Source organism: Pristimantibacillus sp. Z349TD_6, assembly GCF_056173205.1.
Window position 1 is genome coordinate 195001 of sequence record NZ_CM149662.1, and the last position, 26463, is coordinate 221463.

Annotated in this window: 23 protein-coding genes, 6 tRNA genes and 1 rRNA gene (1 of these 30 only partly in view); 29 read left to right on the top strand and 1 reads right to left on the bottom strand. The window is 47.0% G+C overall.

The window, feature by feature from the left end:
* The 7 genes from AC0VYE_RS00945 to AC0VYE_RS00975 all read left to right on the top strand — a co-directional run.
* Positions 1-2313, top strand: a 23S ribosomal RNA gene (locus AC0VYE_RS00945) (it extends 620 nt beyond the left edge of the window).
* Positions 2314-2465: 152 nt separating this feature from the next.
* A tRNA-Met gene (locus AC0VYE_RS00950) sits at positions 2466-2542 on the top strand.
* Positions 2543-2565: 23 nt separating this feature from the next.
* Positions 2566-2641, top strand: a tRNA-Val gene (locus AC0VYE_RS00955).
* Positions 2642-2676: 35 nt separating this feature from the next.
* A tRNA-Asp gene (locus AC0VYE_RS00960) sits at positions 2677-2753 on the top strand.
* A 16-nt stretch (positions 2754-2769) separates the two neighbouring features.
* Positions 2770-2845, top strand: a tRNA-Phe gene (locus tag AC0VYE_RS00965).
* 38 nt (positions 2846-2883) lie between these two features.
* Positions 2884-2968: transfer RNA gene (locus tag AC0VYE_RS00970), tRNA-Tyr, on the top strand.
* A 15-nt stretch (positions 2969-2983) separates the two neighbouring features.
* Positions 2984-3059, top strand: a tRNA-Lys gene (locus AC0VYE_RS00975).
* A gap of 148 nt (positions 3060-3207) precedes the next feature.
* On the opposite strand, the gene ssuE is transcribed toward AC0VYE_RS00975, so the two are convergent.
* Positions 3208-3762, bottom strand: a complete 555-nt coding sequence (gene ssuE / locus AC0VYE_RS00980) for an NADPH-dependent FMN reductase (protein WP_076270767.1) — start codon at positions 3760-3762, stop codon at positions 3208-3210.
* Between the two features lie 189 nt (positions 3763-3951).
* Here ssuE and AC0VYE_RS00985 point away from each other — a divergent pair, with 189 nt between their 5' ends.
* The 22 genes from AC0VYE_RS00985 to rapZ all read left to right on the top strand — a co-directional run bounded on the left by AC0VYE_RS00985 (position 3952) and on the right by rapZ (position 26439).
* Positions 3952-4899 (top strand): glycosyltransferase family 4 protein, encoded by a 948-nt coding sequence (locus AC0VYE_RS00985; protein ID WP_475445464.1) that lies wholly within the window; start codon positions 3952-3954, stop codon positions 4897-4899.
* Between the two features lie 174 nt (positions 4900-5073).
* Entirely contained in the window at positions 5074-6216 is a 1143-nt protein-coding gene (locus tag AC0VYE_RS00990; protein ID WP_076270774.1) for a PucR family transcriptional regulator, read from the top strand.
* 89 nt (positions 6217-6305) lie between these two features.
* Positions 6306-7427 carry an ABC transporter ATP-binding protein gene (locus AC0VYE_RS00995; protein ID WP_076270765.1) on the top strand — a complete coding sequence of 374 codons (1122 nt, stop codon included), beginning with the start codon at positions 6306-6308 and terminating at the stop codon, positions 7425-7427.
* Between the two features lie 202 nt (positions 7428-7629).
* Positions 7630-8223, top strand: a complete 594-nt coding sequence (locus AC0VYE_RS01000) for a sigma-70 family RNA polymerase sigma factor (RefSeq protein WP_475445467.1) — start codon at positions 7630-7632, stop codon at positions 8221-8223.
* On the top strand, positions 8168-9532 hold the full coding sequence (locus tag AC0VYE_RS01005; RefSeq protein ID WP_475445469.1) for a DUF4179 domain-containing protein: 1365 nt from the start codon (positions 8168-8170) through the stop codon (positions 9530-9532). Before AC0VYE_RS01000 ends, AC0VYE_RS01005 begins: the two co-directional genes overlap by 56 nt.
* Before the next feature lie 121 nt (positions 9533-9653).
* Positions 9654-10592 (top strand): HPr(Ser) kinase/phosphatase, encoded by a 939-nt coding sequence (hprK, locus tag AC0VYE_RS01010; RefSeq protein WP_076270762.1) that lies wholly within the window; start codon positions 9654-9656, stop codon positions 10590-10592.
* A gap of 21 nt (positions 10593-10613) precedes the next feature.
* Positions 10614-11612 (top strand): prolipoprotein diacylglyceryl transferase, encoded by a 999-nt coding sequence (gene lgt, locus AC0VYE_RS01015; protein ID WP_475445471.1) that lies wholly within the window; start codon positions 10614-10616, stop codon positions 11610-11612.
* A 23-nt stretch (positions 11613-11635) separates the two neighbouring features.
* A complete protein-coding gene (gene ppaX / locus AC0VYE_RS01020; RefSeq protein ID WP_076270761.1) occupies positions 11636-12301 on the top strand; it encodes a pyrophosphatase PpaX in 666 nt (221 codons plus the stop codon).
* Positions 12294-12827, top strand: coding sequence for an acyltransferase (locus AC0VYE_RS01025; RefSeq protein ID WP_179089910.1), 534 nt, complete (start codon positions 12294-12296; stop codon positions 12825-12827). Before ppaX ends, AC0VYE_RS01025 begins: the two co-directional genes overlap by 8 nt.
* Before the next feature lie 195 nt (positions 12828-13022).
* Positions 13023-14255 (top strand): ATP phosphoribosyltransferase regulatory subunit, encoded by a 1233-nt coding sequence (locus AC0VYE_RS01030; RefSeq protein ID WP_475445474.1) that lies wholly within the window; start codon positions 13023-13025, stop codon positions 14253-14255.
* Positions 14252-14896, top strand: a complete 645-nt coding sequence (gene hisG, locus AC0VYE_RS01035) for an ATP phosphoribosyltransferase (protein WP_076270758.1) — start codon at positions 14252-14254, stop codon at positions 14894-14896. The genes AC0VYE_RS01030 and hisG overlap by 4 nt, the downstream gene beginning before the upstream one ends.
* A 238-nt stretch (positions 14897-15134) precedes the next feature.
* The gene (gene hisD, locus AC0VYE_RS01040) at positions 15135-16421 is read left to right on the top strand and encodes a histidinol dehydrogenase (protein ID WP_076270757.1); all 1287 of its coding nucleotides are present in this window, start codon (positions 15135-15137) and stop codon (positions 16419-16421) included.
* A gap of 165 nt (positions 16422-16586) precedes the next feature.
* Positions 16587-17192 carry an imidazoleglycerol-phosphate dehydratase HisB gene (gene hisB / locus AC0VYE_RS01045; protein WP_076270756.1) on the top strand — a complete coding sequence of 202 codons (606 nt, stop codon included), beginning with the start codon at positions 16587-16589 and terminating at the stop codon, positions 17190-17192.
* 1 nt (position 17193) lies between these two features.
* Positions 17194-17802 carry an imidazole glycerol phosphate synthase subunit HisH gene (gene hisH, locus AC0VYE_RS01050; protein WP_475445477.1) on the top strand — a complete coding sequence of 203 codons (609 nt, stop codon included), beginning with the start codon at positions 17194-17196 and terminating at the stop codon, positions 17800-17802.
* 201 nt (positions 17803-18003) lie between these two features.
* Complete coding sequence (hisF, locus tag AC0VYE_RS01055; RefSeq protein WP_475445479.1) at positions 18004-18762, top strand: imidazole glycerol phosphate synthase subunit HisF; 759 nt, start codon at positions 18004-18006, stop codon at positions 18760-18762.
* On the top strand, positions 18759-19451 hold the full coding sequence (hisIE, locus tag AC0VYE_RS01060; protein WP_076270753.1) for a bifunctional phosphoribosyl-AMP cyclohydrolase/phosphoribosyl-ATP diphosphatase HisIE: 693 nt from the start codon (positions 18759-18761) through the stop codon (positions 19449-19451). The genes hisF and hisIE overlap by 4 nt, the downstream gene beginning before the upstream one ends.
* A 43-nt stretch (positions 19452-19494) precedes the next feature.
* Entirely contained in the window at positions 19495-20301 is an 807-nt protein-coding gene (gene hisJ / locus AC0VYE_RS01065; protein WP_475445482.1) for a histidinol-phosphatase HisJ, read from the top strand.
* Between the two features lie 115 nt (positions 20302-20416).
* Positions 20417-21367, top strand: a complete 951-nt coding sequence (locus AC0VYE_RS01070) for a ribose-phosphate diphosphokinase (protein ID WP_076270752.1) — start codon at positions 20417-20419, stop codon at positions 21365-21367.
* Between the two features lie 165 nt (positions 21368-21532).
* Positions 21533-23284 (top strand): tetratricopeptide repeat protein, encoded by a 1752-nt coding sequence (locus AC0VYE_RS01075; protein ID WP_076270751.1) that lies wholly within the window; start codon positions 21533-21535, stop codon positions 23282-23284.
* Between the two features lie 20 nt (positions 23285-23304).
* Complete coding sequence (gene trxB / locus AC0VYE_RS01080) at positions 23305-24252, top strand: thioredoxin-disulfide reductase (protein WP_076270750.1); 948 nt, start codon at positions 23305-23307, stop codon at positions 24250-24252.
* A gap of 208 nt (positions 24253-24460) precedes the next feature.
* Positions 24461-25411: an ROK family glucokinase gene (locus AC0VYE_RS01085; protein ID WP_076270749.1), complete on the top strand. Its 951-nt coding sequence runs from the start codon at positions 24461-24463 to the stop codon at positions 25409-25411.
* A 140-nt stretch (positions 25412-25551) separates the two neighbouring features.
* The gene (rapZ, locus tag AC0VYE_RS01090; protein ID WP_076270748.1) at positions 25552-26439 is read left to right on the top strand and encodes an RNase adapter RapZ; all 888 of its coding nucleotides are present in this window, start codon (positions 25552-25554) and stop codon (positions 26437-26439) included.
* Positions 26440-26463: the final 24 nt, after the last annotated feature.

A 26463-nucleotide genomic window follows, 5' to 3' on the forward strand; every position in this document is an offset into this window, starting at 1 on the left:
ATGAACCGGCGAGTTACGATCACGTGCAAGGTTAAGTCGGGAAGACGGAGCCGTAGCGAAAGCGAGTCTGAATAGGGCGAATAAGTACGTGGTCGTAGACCCGAAACCGTGTGATCTACCCCTGTCCAGGGTGAAGGTGCGGTAACACGCACTGGAGGCCCGAACCCACGCATGTTGAAAAATGCGGGGATGAGGTGGGGGTAGCGGAGAAATTCCAATCGAACTCGGAGATAGCTGGTTCTCCCCGAAATAGCTTTAGGGCTAGCCTCGAGGAATGAGCGTCGTGGAGGTAGAGCACTGATTGGGTGCGGGGCCCGCCAAGGGTTACCAAGTCCAGTCAAACTCCGAATGCCATAGACGTGCTACTCGGGAGTCAGACAGTGAGTGCTAAGATCCATTGTCAAGAGGGAAACAGCCCAGATCATCAGCTAAGGTCCCCAAGTGTGTGTTAAGTGGGAAAGGATGTGGAGTTGCAAAGACAACCAGGATGTTGGCTTAGAAGCAGCCATCATTTAAAGAGTGCGTAATAGCTCACTGGTCGAGTGACTCTGCGCCGAAAATGTAACGGGGCTAAACACACCACCGAAGCTATGACATGTACCGTATGGTACTTGGGTAGGGGAGCGTTGAATACGGATTGAAGTTGGACCGTGAGGACTGGTGGACTGTATTCAAGTGAGAATGCCGGTATGAGTAACGAAAAGACAAGTGAGAATCTTGTCCGCCGAAAGCCTAAGGGTTCCTGAGGAAGGCTCGTCCTCTCAGGGTAAGTCGGGACCTAACGCGAGGCCGAAAGGCGTAGTGGATGGACAACAGGTTGAAATTCCTGTACCACCGAAGATCGTTTGAGCAATGGGGTGACACAGAAGGGCAGTGACGCGGACTGATGGAATAGTCCGTCCAAGCAGTGAGGCTGATCGATAGGCAAATCCGTCGATCATGAAGGCTGGGCTGTGATGGGGAGCGAAAATTGCAGTAGCGAAGGTCATGTACTCCGGCTGTCAAGAAAAGCCTCTAGTGAGATCTAGGTGCCCGTACCGCAAACCGACACAGGTAGGCGAGCAGAGCATGCTAAGGCGCGCGGAAGAACTCTCGTTAAGGAACTCGGCAAAATGACCCCGTAACTTCGGGAGAAGGGGTGCCTCGGTAGGGTGAATAGCCCGAGGGGGCCGCAGTGAAAAGGCCCAAGCGACTGTTTAGCAAAAACACAGGTCTGTGCGAAGCCGTAAGGCGAAGTATACGGGCTGACGCCTGCCCGGTGCTGGAAGGTTAAGGGGAGCGGTTAGGGGTAACCCGAAGCTGTGAACCGAAGCCCCAGTAAACGGCGGCCGTAACTATAACGGTCCTAAGGTAGCGAAATTCCTTGTCAGGTAAATTCTGACCCGCACGAATGGCGTAACGACTTGGGCGCTGTCTCAACGAGAGATCCGGTGAAATTTTAATACCTGTGAAGATGCAGGTTACCCGCGACAAGACGGAAAGACCCCATGGAGCTTTACTGTAACTTGATATTGAACTTTGGTACGATCTGTACAGGATAGGTGGGAGCCTTTGAAGCATGAGCGCCAGCTTGTGTGGAGGCAACGTTGGGATACCACCCTGATCGTATCGGAGTTCTAACCTAGAACCGTGAAACCGGTTCGGGGACCGTGTCAGGTGGACAGTTTGACTGGGGCGGTCGCCTCCTAAAATGTAACGGAGGCGCCCAAAGGTTCCCTCAGAATGGTTGGAAATCATTCGAAGAGTGCAAAGGCATAAGGGAGCTTGACTGCGAGACCTACAAGTCGAGCAGGTACGAAAGTAGGGCTTAGTGATCCGGTGGTACCGAATGGAAGGGCCATCGCTCAACGGATAAAAGCTACCCTGGGGATAACAGGCTTATCTCCCCCAAGAGTCCACATCGACGGGGAGGTTTGGCACCTCGATGTCGGCTCATCGCATCCTGGGGCTGAAGTAGGTCCCAAGGGTTGGGCTGTTCGCCCATTAAAGCGGTACGCGAGCTGGGTTCAGAACGTCGTGAGACAGTTCGGTCCCTATCTGTCGCGGGCGCAGGAAATTTGAGAGGAGCTGTCCTTAGTACGAGAGGACCGGGATGGACGTACCGCTGGTGTACCAGTTGTTCCGCCAGGAGCACCGCTGGGTAGCCAAGTACGGACGGGATAAGCGCTGAAAGCATCTAAGCGTGAAGCCCCCCTCAAGATGAGATTTCCCAGTATGTAAGACCCCTTGAAGACGACGAGGTTGATAGGTTCGGGGTGGAAGCACAGCAATGTGTGTAGCTGACGAATACTAATCGGTCGAGGGCTTATCCTAAACACGTTTACTGTGACCCATACATCCAGTAGACAGCAGCTAAAAAGGCTTCAGCAAGCCTAATCTTTCGTATCCAGTTTTCAGGGCGTAATGTTCTGACTTTGCAAGCGTCCCCGAACGCTGCAATCGACAACTATTCGGGGGACAAGCGTGGCGGTGTAGCTCAGCTGGCTAGAGCGTACGGTTCATACCCGTGAGGTCGGGGGTTCGATCCCCTTCGCCGCTACCATTACCTTTTTTATCGTAACATTTGGAGGATTAGCTCAGCTGGGAGAGCATCTGCCTTACAAGCAGAGGGTCGGCGGTTCGATCCCGTCATCCTCCACCATATGTACTTATTCGGTTTTATGACCGGATCCACTTGGAGCTGTGGTGTAGTGGCCCAACATGCCTGCCTGTCACGCAGGAGACCGCGGGTTCGAATCCCGTCAGCTCCGCCATTTTTCTTTAAAGTAAGGCTCGGTAGCTCAGTCGGTAGAGCAGAGGACTGAAAATCCTCGTGTCGGCGGTTCGATTCCGTCCCGAGCCACCACTTTATTTTTCGTTACGACGAGAAATAAGTAATAGTATGGAGGATTAGTGAAGTGGCTAAACACGGCAGACTGTAAATCTGCTCTCTCTGAGTTCGGTGGTTCGAATCCATCATCCTCCACCATTTCTTTTACAGCAAGAGCCATTAGCTCAGTTGGTAGAGCACCTGACTTTTAATCAGGGTGTCGTAGGTTCGAATCCTACATGGCTCACCATTTTTTCTAAACACACCTATACAACCGTAGATCTTAGGATCTACGGTTTTTTTGTTTGATTATAATTGAAGTGAAAAAGAGTTTGCTCATCTTAATGATGGGCAAACTCTTTTTTTTGTATAGTTAAAACCAGAATAATGAATGAATCTTAGTTTTTACTCCGTAGATTCAATTCATAAGCAAGCTCGTTTACGGTTTCGTTTAGTCGAAGTTTAAGTTCTTCATTTAATTCAAATACTGGAGCTTCATTTGGCTCTTGTGAACGCTCGATTTGGGAATCAACGGCGTACACTCCGCTTACATATAATTTCGCACCCATGGATGCGAGTACCGGCTTGAGGGAATAGTCAATAGAGAGTAGATGAGCGATGGTGCCGCCGATAAACAGAGGAGCAATGATTTTACCATCAAGTCCTTTTTGCGGCAGCAGATCTAGAAACGTTTTTAGAACGCCAGTATAAGATGCTTTGTAAACTGGGCTTGCAATAATAACAGCATCCGCATTCTCAACAAGCTGATTGGCTTCTATAATAGCAGGGCTGCCAAAACGAGCGTGAATTAGATCTTCGGCTGGCAAAGAAACCACGGTTATCGTATTAACCGAAAGACTTTTTGTTATCAATTGCTGCTCTACGTACTGTGTTATGCCGTTTAAACGAGATGATGCATTTGGACTGCCTGAAATAATTACAATCTTGGACATGGGTGCACTCCTCTTTTTCAAATAAATAGTATGAAATAAAATTACATTAATCCGATAAGTAAACTTTGAATAGATAGTACCATGGCAGATGTTATTTGGTCAAACAGGTTTGATTTGTTTCTTGTATTTTATCGATATAAGGGAACAATGTATACATATAGGAATGAAATAGAAAAAGGGGTAGTTGCAATGGTATACGGATTAGCGGTTTTAATTAGCTTCGCGATCGTATTTGCAAGCGTACCACCGCTTCGTGTATTTGCGCTGCGACTTGGTTTTGTCGATCGTCCTAATCAAAGAAAAATACATAACAAGCCGATCCCTCTCATGGGTGGCGCGGCTATTTTTGTTGGCTGCATCGTTACGATGTTTATTTATATCGGATTCACTCCGCTCACTTGGACCATAGTTACGGGTGGAACAGTGCTCGTAATTATTGGACTTCTTGATGATGCGTCAAAGGCAAAAGGGAAAGACTTTCCGATATGGCCGCGTGTCATTCTCTATATGGGAGCTGCGTCAATCCCAAGCTTATTTCACATCAAAATTGCGGGTATTACCAATCCGTTTACACATTTGTTTATTTCATTTCCCGATTGGGTGTCGTGGCTGACAACGATGCTATGGGTTTTCGCGCTAATCAATATGATCAACTTTATTGATGGCGTAGATGGGCTGGCTTCAGGGGTATGTACGCTTTCAGCACTTACGCTATTGACGGTGGCGCTCGTCAAAGGACAGCCAAGCACCGCTATTCTTGCCATTATTGTAGCCGGAGCATGCTTTGGTTTTTTGGTTCATAATTTCTATCCAGCTAGAATTTTTATGGGTGATGCAGGAGCGACCTTCCTAGGCTTTACGCTTGCTGTAATTGCTGTTGATGGAGCGTTTAAGAAAGCGACATTCATTACCTTGCTAGTTCCATTACTGGCGCTTGGATTGCCTATATTTGACACGGCTTATGTCATGCTGCGCAGGCTTATAAGCGGTAAAGGCTTGCATCATGCGGACAAGCTGCATACGCATCATCTTTTGATGAAATGGGGACTGAGTCAAGTTCAAACGGTTTCGTTTCTATATTTAATTGCTGCGTTATTCGCGCTCTTGTCAATCATTCTTTTACTGGTAATAGGCTGAATTAAGCAAGCTCTTGTGGTACAATGACGGGAAAAAGCGTTATTCCACATAAAGGTGCGAATAAACTTTTTTTACTTATTAATCCGCTTATATGGAGCTGCTAATCGCAATAGGTGTCCTCCCATAGGAGGAAGCACGCAGCCGCAAATGCTTGTGGAGATTGGAGATAGAGAAATGAGCACGACAGACTGGTTGAAGCCGCTGAAGCACATTTTGAACTGTCCGGTACATGCTGTTTCGAAATCTATAGCGGAGTGGAACGATTTAATTAGCAATGCTGATGTGGTGTGGTTAGGCGATCATATAGGATCTTCTCCTATAGAGGGCCAACGCGTAGAAAAAGACGAAAAAACGTGGATTGTCATTTCATCTGCGGAATATGAAGTGGATTTATTAGAAATCGATTGTCCATCGCTTCAGGCAACAGAGAAGGAACTGATAAGCTGGACATTGCAGCTTAATCGCGGACATTTAATGGAGAAAAAAAATGCGGCGCTCTCTGAATCAGAGAGGCAAGCGCTTAAGCTTGGTGATTGGATTCAGAAGCAGTTGGAATCGGATGAGCCCGCATATTCCTTACCTGATCATTTAACCGTTGGCAGTCGTTTATTTAATGAAATGATACCTTTCTTACTCGTTACAGAGCAGTCTGGCACGAAGCATGCAACCTATTCTGAATTAGAAAAACTTCTGCGTTCATTTATGTCCGACGATGTCTTGCTTATTCCGCTCAAGAGCCAGGAATGGCTCATATGGGGTTCGATGTCCTTGCTGAGAGATGAGGATTCCGATGCTTTCGATGAGCAGGAGGAAGAGACGATTGAGGATAGTCTAGCTTCGATTGGGCTTGGATTGCATGAGATGCTTGCCAGTGAGTGGATTGGTGAATGCCACATCGCAGTCGCTCATCCTTCATCACCAGCAAAAGGTATGATTGAGACGACAATGCTGCTGCGGGAGACGATTAATCTCGGCCGAAAATTCCATGTAGGAACGAATATTTATTTGCCGTGGATGCTTCAGTTGGAACGTTTGTTGAATGCAATTCCGGAGGTTCATCGTGCGAGATATTTGGAACAGTCGTTAAAAAGAGCGGATCTATTCGTTGAATCAGAAATGCTGAGTACATTGGAAACTTTTTTTACGCTTGATTGCAATGTTAGTGAGACAGCGAAGAAATTATACATTCATAGAAATACATTATTATATCGTTTGGACAAGCTTAAACAAGAGACTGGTTTAGATGTTCGTCAATTTAGGGATGCCGTACTAGTCAAAATTATATTACTATTGTACAAAGTTACGAAAAGAAATTAGTTTTTTTGTAAAGTATGTGCATAGTCACAAGCTCCATAGTGGGATAAGATATAGGCATAACGAAATTTCTTTCTAGGGGGAAAATTATCATGGCAGGCGTACGTTTAGAAGGCATTTACAAAAAATACCCGGGTACTGACAAAGCATCGGTTACTGACGTTAACTTAGATATTAAAGACAAAGAGTTTCTCGTATTGGTCGGACCATCTGGTTGCGGTAAATCGACAACTCTTCGTATGATTGCAGGCCTTGAAGAAATTTCCGAAGGCAAATTGTTCATCGGCGACCGCCTTGTGAACGATGTTGCTCCTAAAGACCGCGACATCGCGATGGTATTCCAATCCTACGCGTTGTACCCGCACATGAACGTTTACCAAAACATGGCTTTCGGCCTTAAACTTCGTAAATTCAAAAAAGCAGACATCGACAAACGCGTTCGTGAAGCTGCTAAAATTCTAGATATCGAGCATTTGCTTGACCGTAAACCAAAAGCACTTTCCGGTGGTCAACGTCAACGTGTCGCTCTAGGACGCGCAATCGTTCGTGAGCCACAAGTATTCTTGATGGATGAGCCGCTTTCCAACTTGGACGCGAAACTTCGTGGACAAATGCGCGCTGAAATCAGCAAGCTTACAAAACGTCTTGAAACAACAACTATCTATGTAACGCATGACCAAATCGAGGCAATGACAATGGGTGACCGTATCGTTGTTATGAAAGACGGTTTCATTCAACAAACAGCTTCACCAGAAGAACTGTATAACCACCCGGTTAACATCTTCGTAGCTGGCTTTATCGGCGCTCCATCGATGAACTTTATCAGCGGTTCGCTTACAGAGCAAGGCGGCGCGCTTCGCTTCAAAGCAAGCGGCGTTGATGTAGTAGTTCCTGAAGGCAAAGCAGCATCGCTTCGCTCGAAAGGTTACATCGGCAAAGAAGTGATTCTTGGCATTCGTCCAGAGGATCTTCACGAAGAGCCAGTATTCTTGGAAGCATCCCCACAAACAATCGTGAACGCAAATGTTGAGGTTGCTGAGAACCTTGGTCACGAGATGTACTTGTACCTGAACGGTATCGGCACTGACACAGTTATCGCTCGTGTTGACGGCCGCTCTGGTCTACGTGATGGCACAACTGTTAAGCTTGCGCTTGACATGAACAAAGTACACTTGTTCGACAAAACGACAGAACTTAACATTTTCGAAGCTTAATAAATAGTATGGAAGAAGAACGGTCGGATTATCCGATCGTTCTTTTTTTTATTTTAAACTAGAGGGCGTTTTTGTCGAAATGGCTGTTGCGATTAAATAAATAGAGTCAAACAAAACCGTTTCCATGCTTCGGCTGTCTAATACAAAACAAAAATAATAATGTATAAGAAATGAGAGGCAGCCTGGGCAGGAGGGAAGAGGCATGAATAAGGATGAGTGGGCTGAAGCGGCTATACGGGGCGATGAAACGGCGCTGCTGCAGCGTATTGATCTAGATAAGCATCAAATGTATGGGATTGCTTATTCATATATGCGAAATGAGTCGGACGCATTGGAGGCTATACAAGAAACGGTTTGCCGGATATGGACGAAAAAGCACACTTTAAGGGAGCCGAAATTTTTTACAACGTGGGCCATTCGTATTTTGATCCGTGTGTGTATGGATGCTAAGAAGAAGCAAACGAGGGAGCGTCCTACGGATTCGATAGCCGAGCAATATGATTTGAGGGAAAAGACAGTTGAGTACGATGAGACAGCAGCACGTCTTGATATGGCTGCGCAGATTCAACTGCTTCCGGTTAACTATCGTATGGTAATAACACTTAAATATTATCGAGATATGACGATTACTGAAATTGCCGTGCTATTGGAGAAGCCTGATGGGACCATTAGAACGTGGCTGAACAAAGCATTAAAAGGACTAAGAGCAGATATGGCATATATGAAGGAGGAGATACGAAATGAGCGAGGCCAAGGAGACGCCGTTCAGGCAAGCCAATCAGGCGCTGCGAAGTGACATAGACCATGTGAATCAGGAGCTTGTTGTGATGCCGGAGCTGGCGCTGGATGCAGCAATACGAAGTGGGATAGAGCAGGGGCGGAAGCGATCCATACGTAGAAACAGAAAAAGATGGAGTGTGAGCATGATTGCTGCAGGGCTAAGTGTAATCCTGCTTCTAACCGCGTTCGTTCGCGTATCTCCTGTGTTTGCTTCTATTGTGAAGGAAATTCCGGGTTTCAGCGGGTTTGTTGAGTTGATTCAGGGAGATAAGTCCTTGATTACAGCAATGGAAAATGATTTCATACAGCCTATAAAGCTCTCGGACGAGAAAAACGGCTATATCTTTACGGTTGATGGTATTATAGCCGATGATCAGCGTATGGCTATTCTGTATACGGTAGAGGGACCAGGAATTAACGGCAATACAGGATTTCTGGATTATAAATTAAAAACGAGTGATGGTAAGGATTTGGTCGCTTCCATTGGTTCATCGCATTATCCGAATGACGATGCCGAGGGTTCAAGCGTTCCTGTCCATCAATATTTAGATATACTAATGGGCGAAGGTTCTAAAATGCCGGAAAGCCTGCAATTCAGCTTATTGCTTGGCGGTCAGTGGCTAATGGTTGATTTTCCGATTGAGCATAAAAGATTCGAGGGAATGCGCGAAGAAATCTCGATCGAGCAGAAGGTTGAGGCCGGCGGACAACGCTTTACGGTGAAAAATGCTGTTATCACACCCCTTCAAATAGCTGTGACAATCGAAGCAGATGCAACTAATGACAAACACGCAAATGGTTTTATAAATATAGCGCTTGTCGATGAGAAAGGCAGGCGATATGAGTCGAATTCTGCGTTTGGCGATTCTAATACATCAATTACCCGTCACTTTAAGAGCAGCTATTTCGTTAAGCCCAAAAAGTTAACTTTAATTGCGGACGGCTTGTATATGTCGGAAAACAACTTAAGCATCACGGTGGATACGGATAAAATAGAAACTTTATCATCACCGCATAATAGGCTTCTATTAGCAAGCAAAGAGCTGCTAAATGGTGAGTATGAAGTGAAGTTTGATTTGCTAAATCAGGATGAAATCGATAAGAAGCCGGGGTATACATTATTTCCGCACGGCGGCACCTTCAAAGACGGTGCTGGTGCATCCTACCCTATTTCAGATAGCCGCGGGGTGCAGTGGAATTCGAATGAAGATAAAGTGACCTATGTTTATCGAATTCCAGCAGCAGATTACAAGCAGCCGTTAACATTCAGTATTGAGCAGTACCCTGGTTATGTATTAAAACCGATAAGTATACCGATTAAATAAGTCGAAGGCGCTGAGCAGCGGAGGAAACGTTGCGTTCAGCGCCTTTTTCCTTTACGATGAAGACATTGGAAAATATCATACATATACACAATAGCAGTTGTCATATGAGGGAGGCCCTACGATGCCGAAAAAAGTGAAAGTATCTGAGCTCGTTAAACAATTTCAGCTTGAGATTATTGCGGGCGAGGATGGAATGAAGCGTGCCATTACAGTAGATGATTTGTATCGGCCTGGACTCGAAATGGCTGGATATTTCCACTACCATCCAAGTGAGCGCGTACAGCTGCTTGGAAGAACGGAAATCTCGTTCCTAAATATGCTGGACGGTGAAGAGCGCAAGGATCGTATGGTTCGTTTATGCAACGAGGATACACCATGCATTATTTTGACAAGAGGGCTGGAAGCGCCTCAAGAGCTTGTAGATCAATGTAATGAGAAACAAATTCCGCTGCTCAGAAGCAATGTGGCTACAACCATTTTGTCCAGCAGAATTACGGACTTTTTGGAGAGAAAGCTAGCTCCGACAGCAACGATTCATGGCGTTCTTGTTGACGTATACGGCGTTGGAATGCTTATTACTGGAGGAAGCGGCATCGGTAAAAGCGAGACGGCGCTAGAGCTTGTCAAACGCGGACACCGGCTTGTTGCTGATGATGCAGTAGAAATTATGCAAACCTCCGATGCGCAGCTGCACGGCAGTGCTCCAGAGCTTATTCGTCACCTGCTCGAGATTAGAGGGCTGGGTATTATTAATGTCATGACACTTTTTGGCGCAGGGGCAGTTCGGACGCAGAAGCGTATCGGTCTTGTCATTAAGCTGGAAAACTGGCAGCAGGACAAGCAGTATGATCGCCTTGGATTGGATGAAGAAACGACCCGTATTATCGAGACGGACATTCCGCTCGTAACTGTGCCAGTAAGACCCGGTCGTAACTTAGCGGTCATCATCGAGGTGGCAGCAATGAATTTCCGCTTGAAACGAATGGGTTACAATGCGGCGCTGCAGTTTACGAATAAGCTTACGGAAACGATCGCTGACGATATGGACGAATACGATTGAACCTAAAGGGGATATAACTAAATGAAGACATTGATATTAAACCCAATTGCCTTCACATTAGGCTCTATTGAAGTGCATTGGTATGGCATTATTTTGGGAACGGCGGCATTAGTGGGGCTGCTTCTCGCAGTGCAGGAAGGAAAACGATTCGGCATTAAGCCGGATTTTTTCATGGATTTGCTGCTGCTCGGCGTCCCTTCCGCCATTATTGGAGCGCGAATTTATTATGTAGCGTTCAAATGGGAAGATTATAAAGGCAACTTTGTAGATGTGTTCAAAATATGGAATGGCGGTATCGCGATATATGGTGCGATAATCGGAGCTTTTATTTGCGGGTTCTTCTATTTCCGCTATAAAGGTTATAACTTCTGGCGTTTGGTAGACATTTGTGTACCTGGACTTCTTGCAGGTCAAATGATTGGCCGTTGGGGAAATTTCATGAACCAAGAGGCGTATGGCGGCGTGGTTAGCGAGTCTTTCCTTCGCAATACACTTCATTTACCATCGTTTATCGTGGATCAAATGCTTATTCAAGGTGAGTACCGTCACCCGGCTTTCTTGTATGAATCCGTATGGAGCTTGGTCGGTATTGCGATATTGTTCATCCTTCGCCGCCAGAAGTTTTTGCGCGCAGGCGAGCTGATGGCCAGCTACTTTATCTGGTATTCAATCGGCCGTTTCTTTATTGAAGCGCTTCGTACGGACAGTCTTGCATTTAGAGGACCATCGTGGCTGGCATCGTTTATTAATGGCCTCTGGACTCCAATGGAGGTATTGTTCAAACAAGGCTACTTAGATCCTGCGTACGGCAACATAAGGATTTCACAAGTACTGGCGCTGCTTTTAATCGTTGGTGCGGTTGTACTTATTATCGTGCGACGTAAAACGGGACTTGCATCCGCTCATTACCTTGATCCAATTACGACTAGCAAGCCAGAGCGTAATGTGGGATCGGATGAGAAAAAGGGCAAAGACCAACCTGCAGGTTCTAAAAAAGATGATGAGATTGGCAAGCGTTAAATGCAATTTAGGGAGGTTTATCGATGACGGGCAATATCAAAACGATGCTGTTCGATTTGGACGGCACGATTATCGACACCAATGAGCTTATCATTCGCTCGTTCATAGAGTCTTTACAAGGCGTAGCACCAGAAGGATTCGGAAGAGAGCATATTATTCCAAGCATGGGACAGCCGCTTACGGATCAAATGAAGCTATTCTCGGGATTGGATGAAGTAACACATCTTGTGGCAGCGTATCGCGAAGTGAATCTGCGTTTGCATGATGAATATGTAAAACCATTCGATTACGTCATAGAAGTTATTGAGCGAATGCATAAGCAAGGTATCCAAATTGGCGTCGTTACGACAAAAATGCGTCTGACAACGGAACGCGGCTTGAAATACGTTGGGCTGTTCGACTTCGTGGATACCATTGTAACGATTGATGATGTTGTTCATGCTAAGCCGCATCCAGAACCAGTGAGCAAAGCAATCGGACTGCTCGGCGCAGATCCGGCAACGACCATTATGGTTGGAGACAGCACAGTGGATATCGAGTCGGCGATTGCGGCAGGTGCGATAGCAGTTGGTGTCGCTTGGTCGCTAAAAGGCGAGCAAATCCTTAAGGATGCCGGAGCCCATCATGTCATTCACGACATGCGCGATCTCTATTCCTTTGTCGGAATGGAGCGGGAAACATTTGCGTAAAGTTGAACGATATCCGGTGGAAGGGCCAAACGCGCTGTGGCAAGTATATTCAACGGTCAGCCGATTCAAATCGGTTCGTAATTTCATTTGCATCCAGCTAGCGCGCTATTGTCCGATTCTTCCGTTAAAAAATTGGATTTACCGCCGTTTGCTCGGCATGAAGGTCGGAGAACATACCGCTTTTGCACTTATGGTGATGGTCGATGTCTTTTTTCCCGAGCGTATAACGGTAGGCAATAATACAATTATCGGATATAATACAACCATTCTAACTCATGAATATTTGATCAAGGAGTATCGTCTCGGCGACGTCGTGATAGGCTCTCATGTTATGATAGGAGCAAATACGACGATATTGCCAGGTGTAACAATCGGCGATCATGCCATTGTAGCTGCTGGATCAGTTGTCCATAAGGATGTGCCTGCTTATGCATTTGTAGGAGGCAATCCGATGCGGGAAATTAGACGAAGCGAAATGGTCGTGCCAAGCGAATTTGATGAGAATGTGCGCAACATTTTAAACTAATGGGCTATGGAAAGCTTCGTCCGTGCGAGTTCGTCTCGCAGCCGGTCGAGGCTTTCTTTTTTGACGTAAAACGGATCGATTTCAACTTGACGAAAATAAGCTTTTCATGCTAATATTACGACTAAACTCTTTAATTTGTTAGCATGGTAACATGGTATCGCTTTAAACCACTAAAGTAAACGAAGGTGATATTGGATGTCTAAACCAAAAGTATTTGAGAAGCCGATAGGCGTTAAAGATTATTTGCCAAGTGCAGTGGCTAAGCTGCGTCATATTGAACGTCAGGTTCTTGCCTGCATGCAGGGCTGGGGCTACGAACAAATTATAACTCCAACTATGGAATATTACGATACAGTAGGTGTAGCCAGCTCTACATCCGATCAGAAGTTATTCAAGCTGCTTAACAATCGTGGAACAACGCTGGTGCTGCGCTCTGATATGACGTCGCCAATCGCTCGTGTGGTGTCATCCTTATTGAAGCAAGCGGATTTTCCACAGCGTCTGTCGTATCACTCTAATGTGTTTCGGGCGATAGAGGAAGAGGCGGGCCGCGAGGCAGAATTTTTCCAAACGGGCGTAGAGCTAGTTGGTGATTCTTCAGCAGAAGCGGATGCAGAGGTTGTTGCTCTTGCAATCGCGTCGCTTAAAGCTGCCGGAGTAGAACGATTCAAGATCGCTATAGGGCATGTTGGGTTCCTAAACGGCTTGCTGGAGCAATCCTTGCCAGGTCGTGCAGAAGCGCAGGAGCAGTTGAAGAGCTGCTTGTTAGGCCGTGATTTTGTAGGTTACCGCGAGCAGCTTCGTGGATTATCCGTGGATGAATCCGTTCAGCAAGAGCTGGAAGGTGTTTTGCGTCTACGCGGCGGGCAAGAGATTTGTGATCAAGCGCTGCAGCTTAATGTGGACGATAAAGCACGGGCGTCCATTCAACATTTGTGCGAAATATGGGATGTGCTGAAGGCGTACGGGGTTTGTGAGCATGTGCTTATCGATCTGACGATGATTGGTGACTTCTCTTATTACACAGGGATGACTTTCGAGGGTTATGCAGCTGATCTAGGCTTCCCGGTTGTAAGTGGAGGCCGTTATGACAACCTGCTGGCCCAGTTCGGCAGACCGGCTCCTGCAACGGGATTTGCACTCAAGACGACGCGTATTCTGGAGCTGCTTGGCGATGGCGCTGAGAGTGAAACGGAACGCACACTGGTTATCTATGATACAACTGGACGCAATGAAGCGCTTGTTAAAGCACAGGAACTGCGCGGGCAGGGTGCGAGCGTTGTAACAGAGCGGGTAGATGCGAATAGCGTACTTCTTGATGAGATTAAAAATAAGGCACAGCAGCAATCGTTTACTTATAAAGGCGTAGCCTACACAGCATTGCTGACATTTGACGGAAGCGGAATTAAAGGAGGCAGCGCCACATGAGCGGAGCGACAAAAGATATATTGAAAGTGGCGATGCCGAAGGGCCGCATTTATAAGGTAGCTTCCAAGCTGTTCCGTGAAGCGGGGCTTCCGATTCCTAGCGACTTTGATGATACGCGCAAGCTGATCATTGAGCTTCCAGAGGTAGGGATGGAGTTCATTATGGCGAAGCCTGTTGACGTACCGACTTATGTGGAATACGGCGTAGCGGACATCGGGATCGTAGGCAAAGACGTGCTCATGGAGGAAAATAAAGATGTTTACGAGCTGCTAGATCTTGGCATTGCCAAATGCCGGATGTCTGTTATTGGCATGCCGGATTGGAAGCCGACTATGAATCCGCGTGTAGCGACCAAGTACCCGAATGTGGCTTCGGCGTATTTCCGTGAGCTCGGGCAGCAGGTAGAGGTTATTAAGCTGAACGGCTCCATCGAGCTTGCGCCAATGATCGGGTTAGCTGACCGTATCGTTGATATGGTGGAAACCGGCCAAACTCTTCGTGAGAATGGGCTTGTGGAGATGGAATCGATCTTTGGTATTACGAGCCGCTTGATCGCGAATCGAGTAAGCTACCGGATGAAGAATGAAGCGATTCAAGGACTGTGTGATCGCTTGCAGGAAGCGTTGGCTAAGCGGGGGTAGAAGAGAGATCAGAAATAGGTAAGTAAGAAGAGAGATCAGAGTTAGGTGAGTAAGAAGAGAGCATGAGCGGATAAAGCGAGTCCAGAAAGAGCGGAAAATGCATGGCGATTGTCACCGAAGCGGAACAAACGCAGTGCAGGGCTTGCGGCATTTCATGTATAGACGAGGCATGACAAGTGAATTACATGCTGGACTGAACGGATAGATAGCCTTGTGAGTATTGGAAGGAGTGGATGATATGCGTATTATGCGAGCGGAGCAATTTGGTTTGAAGCGTGAGGTGGAGTATGGGACACCTGAGCAAAATGAGTCTGCTTTGAAGATCGTCGCAGACGTAAAGTCTGAGGGGGATGCGGCGCTGCTGAGGTACACGGAGCAGCATGACCGCGTTAAGCTGGACGCTGCGTCGCTGCGTGTGACGCAGGAGGAAATACAGGCGGCGTATGAGCATGTTGACGCCGACTTTCTCACGGCTATTCGCGAAGCAGCCGTGAACATTCGGGTATTCCACGAGAAGCAAATGCGTACCTCGTGGATGGATTTGCAGCAGGACGGAACGCTGCTCGGGCAAATTATGCGACCGCTCAAGCGGGTCGGCGTATATGTGCCCGGAGGCAAGGCGGCTTATCCGTCGTCCGTGCTGATGAATGTTATACCGGCACAGGTAGCTGGCGTGCCGGAAATTGTTATGGTGACGCCGCCGGCAACTGGCGGCACGGAAGGCATCGACCCGTATATTCTCGTTGCCGCCGCGGAATCGGGCGTCAAGGAGATGTACCGGGTCGGCGGCGCACAGGCCATAGCCGCGCTTGCGTACGGCACGGCCACGATTGCTCCGGTCGATAAAATATGCGGACCGGGCAATATTTATGTGGCGCTTGCGAAGCGCGCCGTATTCGGTGCCGTCGATATCGACAGTATCGCCGGGCCAAGTGAAATCGTCGTGCTTGCTGACGATTCAGCCGATCCCGCGTATGTAGCCGCGGATCTGCTGTCTCAGGCGGAGCACGATGAGATGTCATCGGCGATCCTTGTAACGCCATCGCAGCAGCTTGCGGAAGCTGTAGCAGCGGAGGTGGAGCGTCAGCTGTCCACTCTGCCGCGCCAAGACATTGCACGCAGCTCCATCGACAACTATGGCGCTGTACTGCTGGTCGACTCGCTTGAAGCGGGTATCGACGTTATTAATCAGATCGCACCTGAACACTTAGAGGTGCTGACGGTTGACCCGATGCGTTTGCTGGGCTACATTCAGAACGCAGGCGCTATTTTCCTTGGGCCTTACAGCTCGGAGCCGGTCGGGGATTATTTTGCTGGGCCAAACCACATCATTCCGACAAACGGCACAGCACGGTTCTCATCGCCAGTTAACGTTGATGATTTCTTGAAGAAATCGAGCTTAATTTACTATAGTAAAGAAGCGTTGATGGCTAATGGCGATAAAATCATGACGCTGGCTCGTCACGAAGGTCTTGAAGGGCACGCTCGTGCAATCGAGGTTCGTCTTGAGAAGGAACGCGGGTAAACATTTTAACGTAAATAGATAAATTTGTTAGGCAAACAATTAAGTATAGGAGAGTTATTACCTAGGTAATAACTCTTATGCTCTTTAGCGGCATCTGCTGGAATTCCCTTATGCGGCAGGGCATTTGAGATGATGAAAACAAACATAATCATATAGGAAGAAGGAATGAAAGTGTCGGAAAATCGCGTACGTGAAGCATCGGTGGCACGCAAGACGAATGAAACGGATATTAAGCTTACTTTTGCAGTAGATGGAACAGGTGAAGCAAAGATTGATACAGATGTCCCTTTCTTTAACCATATGCTGGATCTATTTATTAAGCACGGCCAGTTTAATCTGGAATTAGAAGCACGCGGCGACATCGACATCGATGATCACCATACGGTAGAGGATATCGGAATTTGCATCGGTCAAACGCTTCGTGAAGCGCTGGGCGATAAACGCGGCATTAAGCGTTACGCTAGTGTATTTGTACCAATGGATGAGGCGCTGGCTCAGGTTATTATTGATGTGAGCAACCGCCCACACTTTGAATATCGTGCCGAATACCCATCCACACAAGTAGGCAGCTTCTCGACAGAGCTTGTTCATGAGTTTTTGTGGAAGCTTGCACTTGAGTCACGCATCACGCTTCACGTCATCGTACATTACGGCAAAAACACGCACCACATGATTGAAGCGGTGTTCAAAGCGCTTGGACGAGCGCTTGATGAAGCAACGAGCATTGATCCTCGCGTACAAGGAGTGCCTTCAACGAAAGGAGTGCTCTAGGATGATCGCGATTATTGATTATGGGATGGGCAACCTCCACAGCGTAAGCAAAGCGGTTGAGCGTCTTGGATACGAGACAGTTATCACAGACGATCCCGCGACGATTGCAGCTTCAGACGGAGCGATTCTTCCTGGCGTTGGCGCGTTTGGCGATGCCATGCAAAACCTGCGGGAAACGAAGATGGATGAAGTGACCAAAGCGTATGCAGCTTCTGGTAAGCCGCTGCTCGGCATTTGCCTTGGCATGCAGCTTCTCTTCACCGAAAGTGACGAATATGGAACGAATGAGGGATTGAATCTTCTTCCAGGCAAAGTTAGCCGTTTCACAGGGGATTACAAGATACCGCATATGGGCTGGAACAAGTTGAATTTCCTTCAAGAGCAGTCGCCTCTATTTAACGGTTTGACTGAAGGGCATGTTTATTTCGTACACTCGTTCCATGCAAGGCCGGAGGTAAGTTCCGACCTGCTCGCAACAACAGACTATTATCAGCAGGTAACAGCAATTGTTGGTCGCGGAAACGTATATGGCATGCAATTTCACCCCGAAAAAAGCGGAGAGCTTGGCATGCAGCTGCTGGGCAACTTTCTTGCACTAACTAAAAATTAAAGAAGCATAACAAGCTTCAATAGATATTCAAGCAGGTTACTTACTTAAGCAATTAAATCGTTTAAGACTCGCTGCTTGGTAAGTATGCTTCTTCCTTAATCCAAGCAGTTTTATCAAAGTGATTCCAAGTAATCCTAAGTAATACCAAGTGTTACCGAATAGATAATTAAGCTCGACTACGGGCATAAAGGAGAGTGCAATATGCTGGCGAAACGTATCATTCCTTGTCTTGACGTGAAGGATGGCCGCGTTGTGAAGGGTGTTAATTTTGTGAACCTGCGCGATGCGGGAGACCCAGTCGAGCTGGCGGCCACTTATGACCAAGAGGGCGCAGATGAGCTTGTATTTCTAGATATATCGGCTTCCGTTGAAGGGCGTGCGACGATGATTGAAGTCGTCAAGCGGACCGCTGGGGAAATTACGATTCCGTTTACGGTAGGCGGCGGCATTTCTCATGTCGATGATATGAAGCGGCTGCTGCGCGCCGGCGCGGACAAAATCGGCATAAATACAGCTGCAGTTTTAAACAAGGCACTCATTCAAGAGGGATCACGCAAGTTCGGATCACAGTGCATCGTGGTGGCGATTGACGCGAAGTTTAATGCTGAGTGGGGCGAATGGGAAGTTTACACGCACGGCGGACGCAAAACGACTGGCATTAAGGCGCTCGATTGGGCACGTGAAGTGGAGAAGCTAGGCGCGGGTGAAATTTTGCTGACCAGCATGGATGCCGACGGCACCAAAGATGGCTTCGACATCAAGCTTACGCAGGCCGTGTCAGATTCGCTTGGCATTCCCGTCATTGCTTCGGGCGGAGCGGGTAGAGTCGAGCATTTTAACGATGTATTCCAAATAGCACATGCGGATGCAGCTCTAGCTGCAACGATTTTTCACTATAAAGAGATGACGATTCGTGAAGTGAAGGACGACTTGCGCTTGAAGGGAGTAGAGGTACGATGACGGAAAACAATCATAATGAACTTATCTCAAAAATTAAATGGGACGATGCGGGACTAGTTCCAGCTATTGTACAAGATGTGCAAAGCAAAGAAGTGCTTATGATGGCTTATATGAATAAGGAATCACTTCAGCTATCCGTTGAATCCGGTGTGACTTGGTATTGGAGCCGCTCGCGTAATGAGCTTTGGAACAAAGGAGCGACAAGCGGCAATACACAGCGCATTGTCTCTTTGGCATATGATTGCGACGGTGATACATTGCTCGTTAAGGTGGAGCAAAAAGGTCCAGCTTGCCACACAGGGCGCTATAGCTGTTTCTTTAATTCGGTTGAAGTAGCAGGGAACACAGATGCTTCCTCAGAGGCTGCACAATCCGCTGCAGACCGCTTCGCTACGCTTGGACAGCTGGAGAGCGTGATTGCCGAGCGTTACGCAGAGCGTCCAGAGGGCTCTTACACCTCATACCTGTTCGATAAAGGTGTAGATAAGATTTTGAAAAAAGTTGGCGAAGAAGCATCCGAGGTTATTATAGCAGCGAAAAATAAAGACAACGACGAGCTTCGCAGCGAGGTTGGCGATCTTATTTTTCACCTGATGGTATTGCTTCGTGAACGCGGATTGCCGCTAGATGATGTAATCAGCGAAATTAACAATCGTCACGGCAAGCCAACAACAAATAAAATGAGATAATGGAAGCTGAATGATAAATGACAGCAGAAAGGCCGGTACGCACATGTTTATCGATTACCATACGCATCATGCTCGTTGTGGTCATGCCGTCGGAGAGCTAGAGGAATATGTAAAGAAGGGCATAGAGATCGGACTCGTGCAGCTCGGCCTTTCTGATCATATGCCACTGCTCCATGTTGACCCTGCAACTTATTATCCGGAAATGGCTATGCCGATGGATGAGCTTCCGCGTTATGTGGAGGAGTGTCTTGCGCTTAAGGAAAAGTATAAGGGACAAATCGACATACGTGTTGGACTTGAAGGCGATTATATTGAGGGCTGCGAGGAGCAGATCGCTGCGATCGTGAACGCGTACCCTTGGGACTATGTAATTGGTTCTGTTCATTTTCTTGAGGAGTGGGACATTACCGATTTCCGGCAAACGGGAGGCTGGGAAGGCCGCAATCGTATGGCTGTATATGAACAGTACTATGCAGCCGTGGGCAAAGCAGCCGCAAGCGGATTCTATGACTACATTGGACATATTGATGTCATCAAGCGTTTTGGCTTTCAGCCGGAGGAAAATGTTACCCATTTGGAGAACGCTGCACTAGAGGCAGTCAAGAAGCATGGACTTGCGATTGAGCTCAACGCATCGGGCCTTCGCACACCTGCATCAGAGATGTTTCCGAGCCGAAGAATGCTGGAATATGCACTGGAACTAGGCATTCCGCTGACGGTTGGTTCGGATGCTCACCAGCCTGAAAGATTGGGCCAATATTTGGATCAAGCGTACGATTTGCTCAAAGAAGTTGGCTTTAAGCAGCTTGCGACATTTAATTGTCGAAAATTAGTGATGATTGATTTTTGAAATATCGTAAATTCCATGTATAATATAGATGATCAAATAAGCTTTGTCGAATGATCCGGCAAAGACGAGTACTTGTTCCGTCAAATTAATTGGTTTTAACGCTCAGGAGGGTATCATGTTAAGCGACAAGGTGCGTATTTTTTCGGGTTCGTCTAATCCGGTATTGGCTCAGAAAATTAGTGCAGAGCTTGGTCTGACGCTAGGTGCGATCAAGATGTCCCGTTTTAAAAGCGGAGAGATTTACGTGCATTACGAGGAAACGATTCGGAATTGCGATGTATTTCTCGTACAATCATTCTCACATCCAATCAACGAGCATTTTGTCGAATTGCTTGTTATGATTGATGCGGCGAAGCGTGCTTCCGCAAGAACGGTCAACATCATCATGCCTTATTACGGTTATGCGCGTCAGGAGCGCAAAGCAGCACCTCGGGAGCCGATTTCAGCGAAAATGCTGGCGGATGTGCTCACGACAGTAGGAGCGAACCGAGTGATTACAATCGACCTACATGCTCCAGCTATTCAAGGCTTCTTCAACATTCCAGTCGATCATATGACTGCGCTAGATTTAATCAGCGATTATTTGAAGTCGAAAAACATCAAGAACCCGGTTGTTGTATCGCCGGATGCAGGACGTGCTTCAACTGCTGAGAAGCTAGCGAACTACTTGGATACATCGTTTGCGATTATGATCAAGAAACGCCCTGCGCATAATGAATCAGTGATCACACATGTTATCGGTGATGTCGAAGGTCAAACTCCGATTATTATCGAGGATCTCATCGATACGGGATCTACGATTGTTAACGTTGTGGAAAGCTTGAAGGAGCGCGGCGCTGAGGATGTATTTGTATGCGCAACGCATCCGTTATTCTCCGGCTCTGCCATTGAGCGTTTGGATCATCCAAATATTAGAGAAGTCATCGTAACAGACTCAATCAGCTTGCCGGAATCGACTCCTGAACGCTTCAAAGTGCTTTCCGTTGCGCCGTTGCTTGCAGAAGCAACACGCATTATTTTGGAGGGCGGCTCCATTAGCACATTGTTCAAAAGCAATGGTGTCTAAACGTTCAAATGGAATGCAGAACTAACGAAATGAATAGTAATGCCGCGGGAAATCGCGGGTGGTGTATTTGCCATCCGCGATTTTCCCACATATTCTTTCATGTTCTCAGGGGTATTGCTATGGTATAATCGTATAAAATCGGAAGTAACGGGAGGTGCCTTGCGGGTGAAAGAAAAGAAACGAGTTGCCGTAGATCAACAGACGAAAGTCATACCGGTTCAATGGGACGCTACGTTTTTTTTCGAACGTGCGGTTCGATCGCTTGATCGGCTCCATTATGACAAGGCACTTAAATATTTTCGTCGCGCCGTCGAATACGAGCCGGAGAATCCGGTAAACCATTGTAATATGGCCGGCATTCTTTCTGAAATGGGCAACTATGAGGAATCAAATAAAATCCTCGGTTGGATTGTAGATGAGCTTGATCCGACGATGACGGAGTGCCATTTCTATATGGCGAACAATTTTGCTAACTTAGAACAATATGAAGCAGCCGAGGGCTCGCTTATTCGATATTTGGAAGAGGACTCCGAAGGACAGTTTCTGGATGAAGCGGAAGATATGATGGATCTACTGCATTTTGAACTGGAGCGTCCTACTCGTCTAACCAACATCAAGTCTCGTGAAGGCATGGTCGAGCATGATTTGGCGCGCACGCTGCTGGAGGAAGGTAAATTCACTGAGGCTGTGCGCATTTTGGAGAAAATTATCGAAGGACAGCCAGATTTTTTAGCTGCTCGTAATAATTTGGCTTTGGCCTATTACTATATGGGCATGTTCGATAAAGCGATGGATACGATTCATGAAGTGCTTGATCTTGAAGCGGGCAACCTGCATGCGTTGTGCAACCTTGCTATCTTTTATCAGCACAAAAACGATGAAAAAAGCTTGAAGCCGCTGGTTGAGCTGCTTGCGAAGACGGTACCATTCCATCAAGAGCATGTGTTTAAACTGGCAACAACAATGGGCATCTTAGGAGAGCATGGTGCTGCTTATAAGCATTTCACCAGACTTCTCAAAGACTCAGAGCTCACTCAGGATCCAAGCCTGTATCATTACGCGGCTGTTGCAGCTTGCAATATCGGACGTTTGCAGGAAGCAGAGCGCCTATGGAGGCAGACAATCAAGCTCGATCCAAAATCAAGCATTCCACTTTATTATATGGAGCAGCTTGAGCTGGTACGAAGCGGGCAGCAGACGGCTGCCATCAGCTATCACTATCATTTGCCGTTCGAAGAGCAGTTTAAGCTATGGGAGAAATCTTCCGATGGCATTCCCGATCATCTGAAGCGCGATCCGCTAGTACGTTCGTCGTTCTTCTGGGCGCTCCGTCATGGTGATCAGGACACGAAGCTCCAGGTTATTCAGGCTCTAGGGATGATCGCCGACAGCGAAGTGAAGGATGTTCTTCAGACGTTTTTGCTCGAGAAGGAAGAGGATGATTATTTAAAACGGATTGCCATCTTTGTACTCCGAACGATGGGCGTACAAGAGCCTTTACATGTGGTGCTGGAAGGCAAAGAAACGGTCATTGAGCCGAACCGGGTCCCTTCAAGTCTGCCTGTATGGGAAGATAAATGGCAGGCTGTTGCAGATATCGCTCTTGATCGCATGAGCAAGCAGTATGATTTGGTTCAGCAGCATGATTTGATGACCTTATGGGTGGAATTTTTGACGCGAGTATATCCAGATGCTCCGAAGCTTACGAAGCCGGAGAGCTGGGCGGCCGCATTAGAATATTTGACTGCCAAAATGCATCGTCGTGCTATCTCCTATCACGAGGTTTCCACCAGATACGGTACATCTATTGCGACAGTCAGCAAGAACGTCAAGATTATTGATGAAGTTTGCGGCATCAAAGAAAAGATGAAGTCGATGAGTTCCGTCTTCTTTACGCAAGAATTACAGGACGAATAAACTTTTACGAGGTGAAGCTTATGTACAAATCAATTATTATCGGTACTGGTCCTGCGGGGCTTACAGCAGCTATTTATTTGGCTCGCGCTAACATGAGCCCACTCATTATTGAAGGTCCAGAACCTGGCGGTCAATTGACAACAACAACAGAGGTTGAGAATTTCCCTGGTTTCCCGGAAGGGATTATGGGTCCTGAGCTGATGGAAAACATGCGTAAGCAAGCGGAGCGCTTTGGCGCTAAGTTTATTACGGGTTGGGTTAATAGCGTGGATATGTCAGAGCGTCCATTCAAGCTTCAAGTGGAAGGCCACGGCGAGCTTGTTGGGGAGAGCATCATTATTTCTACTGGTGCATCGGCTAGATACCTCGGCATTCCAGGCGAGAAAGAAAACGTTGGCCGCGGCGTAAGCACATGCGCAACTTGCGATGGCTTCTTCTTCCGCGGTAAAAAAATTATCGTAGTGGGCGGCGGCGATTCTGCGATGGAGGAAGCAAACTTCCTTACTCGTTTTGCTTCAAACGTAGAGCTTGTTAACCGTCGTGATGAGCTTCGCGCATCAAAAATCATGCAGGATCGCGCTCGTGAGAACGAGAAAATCAGCTGGAGCTTAAACCGTACACCGGTTGAGGTAGTAGCAACTGGCATGGGTGTTACTGGACTTAAAGTTCGCGATAACGAGACAGGTGAAGAGGATGTTATTGAGACAGACGGAATCTTTATCGCTATTGGCCACACGCCAAACACGAAATTCCTTGCAGGTCAAATCGATACAGACGATCATGGTTACATTGTTGTAAAACCAGGTACATCTGAAACGAATGTACCGGGCGTGTTCGCTTGTGGAGATGTTCAAGACAGCAAATATCGTCAAGCAATTACAGCAGCAGGCAGCGGTTGTATGGCTGCACTGGATTGTGAAAGATATTTGGAGGGTGCAATTACGCACGACTGGAGCAAATCGCTTTAATACTTGACGAGTTGCAACATAAGATAAAGAAGAGGCTATACCAGCAGAGCGACATGCTTGAAGGTATAGCTTTTTCATTAAATGCTGAAGGCGTTTTTTCCAAGCCCAGAATGGTTGATTTGCCAGTATTCCTCTATCTTGACCAGAGGATGAAGGTCGCTTATAGTGTTACAAGAGAAGATTAACATATTGATGAGGTGGACTAGTGATGTCTGAGAAGATTTACGTTGGAGTCGATGTCGGCGGAACTGCTATTAAAGTAGGTATTTGTAATTCGGATGGGCAATTGCTCCAGACGTACGAGGGGCCGACGGAGGCGAGTAAAGGAACGGACACTATCCTTCAAAATATTGCGAAATATGCACAACAAATCGTAGTGGAATCGGACTATGATTGGGAGCAAGTTGACGGGGTAGGCGTTGGTATTGCTGGTTTCTTAGATATTCCAAACGGAATTGTGAAATTTGCACCAAACTTAAAAATCGAGAACGTCAATCTTAAGGCTTATTTGGAGCAAGAGCTGAATAAGACAGTTAAAGTTAATAATGATGCGAATGTTGCTGCACTAGGCGAAGCTTGGGGCGGAGCGGGCAAAGGCATCGCGCACTGCGTATGCTACACACTCGGCACAGGCGTAGGCGGCGGCATTATTATAGATGGTAAAATTGTTGAAGGTTCTATGGGTATGGCTGGCGAGCTTGGTCATATGGCTATCGTGCCTGATCTTGAAGCTATTGTATGCGGCTGCGGCAAAATCGGCTGCTTGGAAACGGTATCCTCTGCAACAGGTATTATCCGTATGGCAAAAGATGCAGTTGAACGCGGCGATCGTACATCGCTTTCACTTGTTGAGGATATTATGGCGAAGGATGTTCTTGATGCAGCTAAAGCAGGAGACGAAGTTGCAACTCGCATCGTAAACCGTGCTGCTTATTATTTAGGTAAATCAATGGCGATGATGGCTATTGTATTGAATCCGCAATATTTCATCATTGGCGGCGGCGTTTCGAAGGCTGGAGAATTTTTATTCGAGCAAATTCGTGAAGTATTCGACAAGTATACACAGGATCAAGCGAAAGAAAATGTGCAAATCGTAGCGGCAACACTAGGCAACAACGCTGGCGTTGTAGGCGCAGCAGGCCTTATTCTAAGAGGTTAATTTCATAGTTGTAAATGACGAAGAGACTTTGCATCTGCAAAGTCTTAGCCTATTCTAACGAAGTAGGTTTGCGTTCGCAAACCTCAAGCATATCCTTACGAAGTGACTTTGCATTCGCAAAGTCTTTAGGAGGTTTATTCATGGAAACGACAGCAGCAGTAGCAAAGCTTGTCATAATAACCGGGATGTCTGGCGCGGGCAAGACCATTGCTGTCCAAAGCCTGGAGGATCTCGGTTTCTTCTGCGTAGATAATCTGCCGCCCGTTCTTATTCCTAAATTTGCAGAGTTGATCGATCAGTCGAACGGTAAAATCGGCAACGTTGCGCTTGTTATCGATTTGCGCGGGCGTGAATTTTTCACGGCGCTTTCGGAGTCGTTGGCCTATATCAAGGAGCATTATACGATTAGCTGTGAAATCTTATTTTTGGATGCAACTGATTCTGTCTTGGTTCAGCGCTATAAGGAAAGTAGGCGGCGCCATCCGCTGGCGCCTGAGGGCATGCCGCTTGAGGGCATTCGCAACGAACGTCGCCTGCTTGAAGATTTAAAGGGCTGGGCATCACAGGTTATTGATACGAGTATTTTGAAACCAGCTCAATTGAAGGAACGTATTATTTCTCATTTTACACACCTAGAGCAAAACAGCTTGTCGATAAATGTAACTTCCTTTGGCTTTAAATATGGCATTCCTATCGATGCGGATTTGATCTATGATGTTCGTTTCTTGCCTAATCCGCATTATGTCGAGCATCTGCGCCCAAATACCGGTCAAAATCCCGATGTATATGAATACGTTATGAAATGGCCTGAAACTCAGCAATTTCTAACGAAGCTGCTGGATATGTTGCAATTCCTTATTCCGCTTTATCGTAAGGAAGGGAAAAGTCAGGTTGTTATCGGTATTGGCTGTACTGGCGGTAAGCATCGTTCCGTTGCTATAGCAGAATATTTGGGACGCATGCTCGGCAGCAGTGATACGGAACGTGTGCGTGTCAGCCATCGCGATGCCGAACGTGACAAGCATTGACGAGGTGAGAGAATGCAAAGTAGA

Excerpts from the sequence above, each read along its gene's own strand:
- hisIE (WP_076270753.1), top strand. The coding sequence starts at position 18,759 with ATGACGGAAAACAATCATAATGAACTTATCTCAAAAATTAAATGGGAC.
- hisF (WP_475445479.1), top strand. The coding sequence starts at position 18,004 with ATGCTGGCGAAACGTATCATTCCTTGTCTTGACGTGAAGGATGGCCGC.
- AC0VYE_RS01070 (WP_076270752.1), top strand. The coding sequence starts at position 20,417 with ATGTTAAGCGACAAGGTGCGTATTTTTTCGGGTTCGTCTAATCCGGTA.
- AC0VYE_RS01030 (WP_475445474.1), top strand. The coding sequence starts at position 13,023 with ATGTCTAAACCAAAAGTATTTGAGAAGCCGATAGGCGTTAAAGATTAT.
- AC0VYE_RS01000 (WP_475445467.1), top strand. The coding sequence starts at position 7,630 with ATGAATAAGGATGAGTGGGCTGAAGCGGCTATACGGGGCGATGAAACG.
- hisJ (WP_475445482.1), top strand. The coding sequence starts at position 19,495 with ATGTTTATCGATTACCATACGCATCATGCTCGTTGTGGTCATGCCGTC.
- ssuE (WP_076270767.1), bottom strand. The coding sequence starts at position 3,762 with ATGTCCAAGATTGTAATTATTTCAGGCAGTCCAAATGCATCATCTCGT.
- rapZ (WP_076270748.1), top strand. The coding sequence starts at position 25,552 with ATGGAAACGACAGCAGCAGTAGCAAAGCTTGTCATAATAACCGGGATG.
- hisG (WP_076270758.1), top strand. The coding sequence starts at position 14,252 with ATGAGCGGAGCGACAAAAGATATATTGAAAGTGGCGATGCCGAAGGGC.
- hisB (WP_076270756.1), top strand. The coding sequence starts at position 16,587 with ATGAAAGTGTCGGAAAATCGCGTACGTGAAGCATCGGTGGCACGCAAG.
- lgt (WP_475445471.1), top strand. The coding sequence starts at position 10,614 with ATGAAGACATTGATATTAAACCCAATTGCCTTCACATTAGGCTCTATT.
- AC0VYE_RS00985 (WP_475445464.1), top strand. The coding sequence starts at position 3,952 with ATGGTATACGGATTAGCGGTTTTAATTAGCTTCGCGATCGTATTTGCA.
- hisH (WP_475445477.1), top strand. The coding sequence starts at position 17,194 with ATGATCGCGATTATTGATTATGGGATGGGCAACCTCCACAGCGTAAGC.
- trxB (WP_076270750.1), top strand. The coding sequence starts at position 23,305 with ATGTACAAATCAATTATTATCGGTACTGGTCCTGCGGGGCTTACAGCA.
- AC0VYE_RS01005 (WP_475445469.1), top strand. The coding sequence starts at position 8,168 with ATGAGCGAGGCCAAGGAGACGCCGTTCAGGCAAGCCAATCAGGCGCTG.
- hisD (WP_076270757.1), top strand. The coding sequence starts at position 15,135 with ATGCGTATTATGCGAGCGGAGCAATTTGGTTTGAAGCGTGAGGTGGAG.
- hprK (WP_076270762.1), top strand. The coding sequence starts at position 9,654 with ATGCCGAAAAAAGTGAAAGTATCTGAGCTCGTTAAACAATTTCAGCTT.
- AC0VYE_RS00990 (WP_076270774.1), top strand. The coding sequence starts at position 5,074 with ATGAGCACGACAGACTGGTTGAAGCCGCTGAAGCACATTTTGAACTGT.
- AC0VYE_RS00995 (WP_076270765.1), top strand. The coding sequence starts at position 6,306 with ATGGCAGGCGTACGTTTAGAAGGCATTTACAAAAAATACCCGGGTACT.
- AC0VYE_RS01085 (WP_076270749.1), top strand. The coding sequence starts at position 24,461 with ATGTCTGAGAAGATTTACGTTGGAGTCGATGTCGGCGGAACTGCTATT.
- ppaX (WP_076270761.1), top strand. The coding sequence starts at position 11,636 with ATGACGGGCAATATCAAAACGATGCTGTTCGATTTGGACGGCACGATT.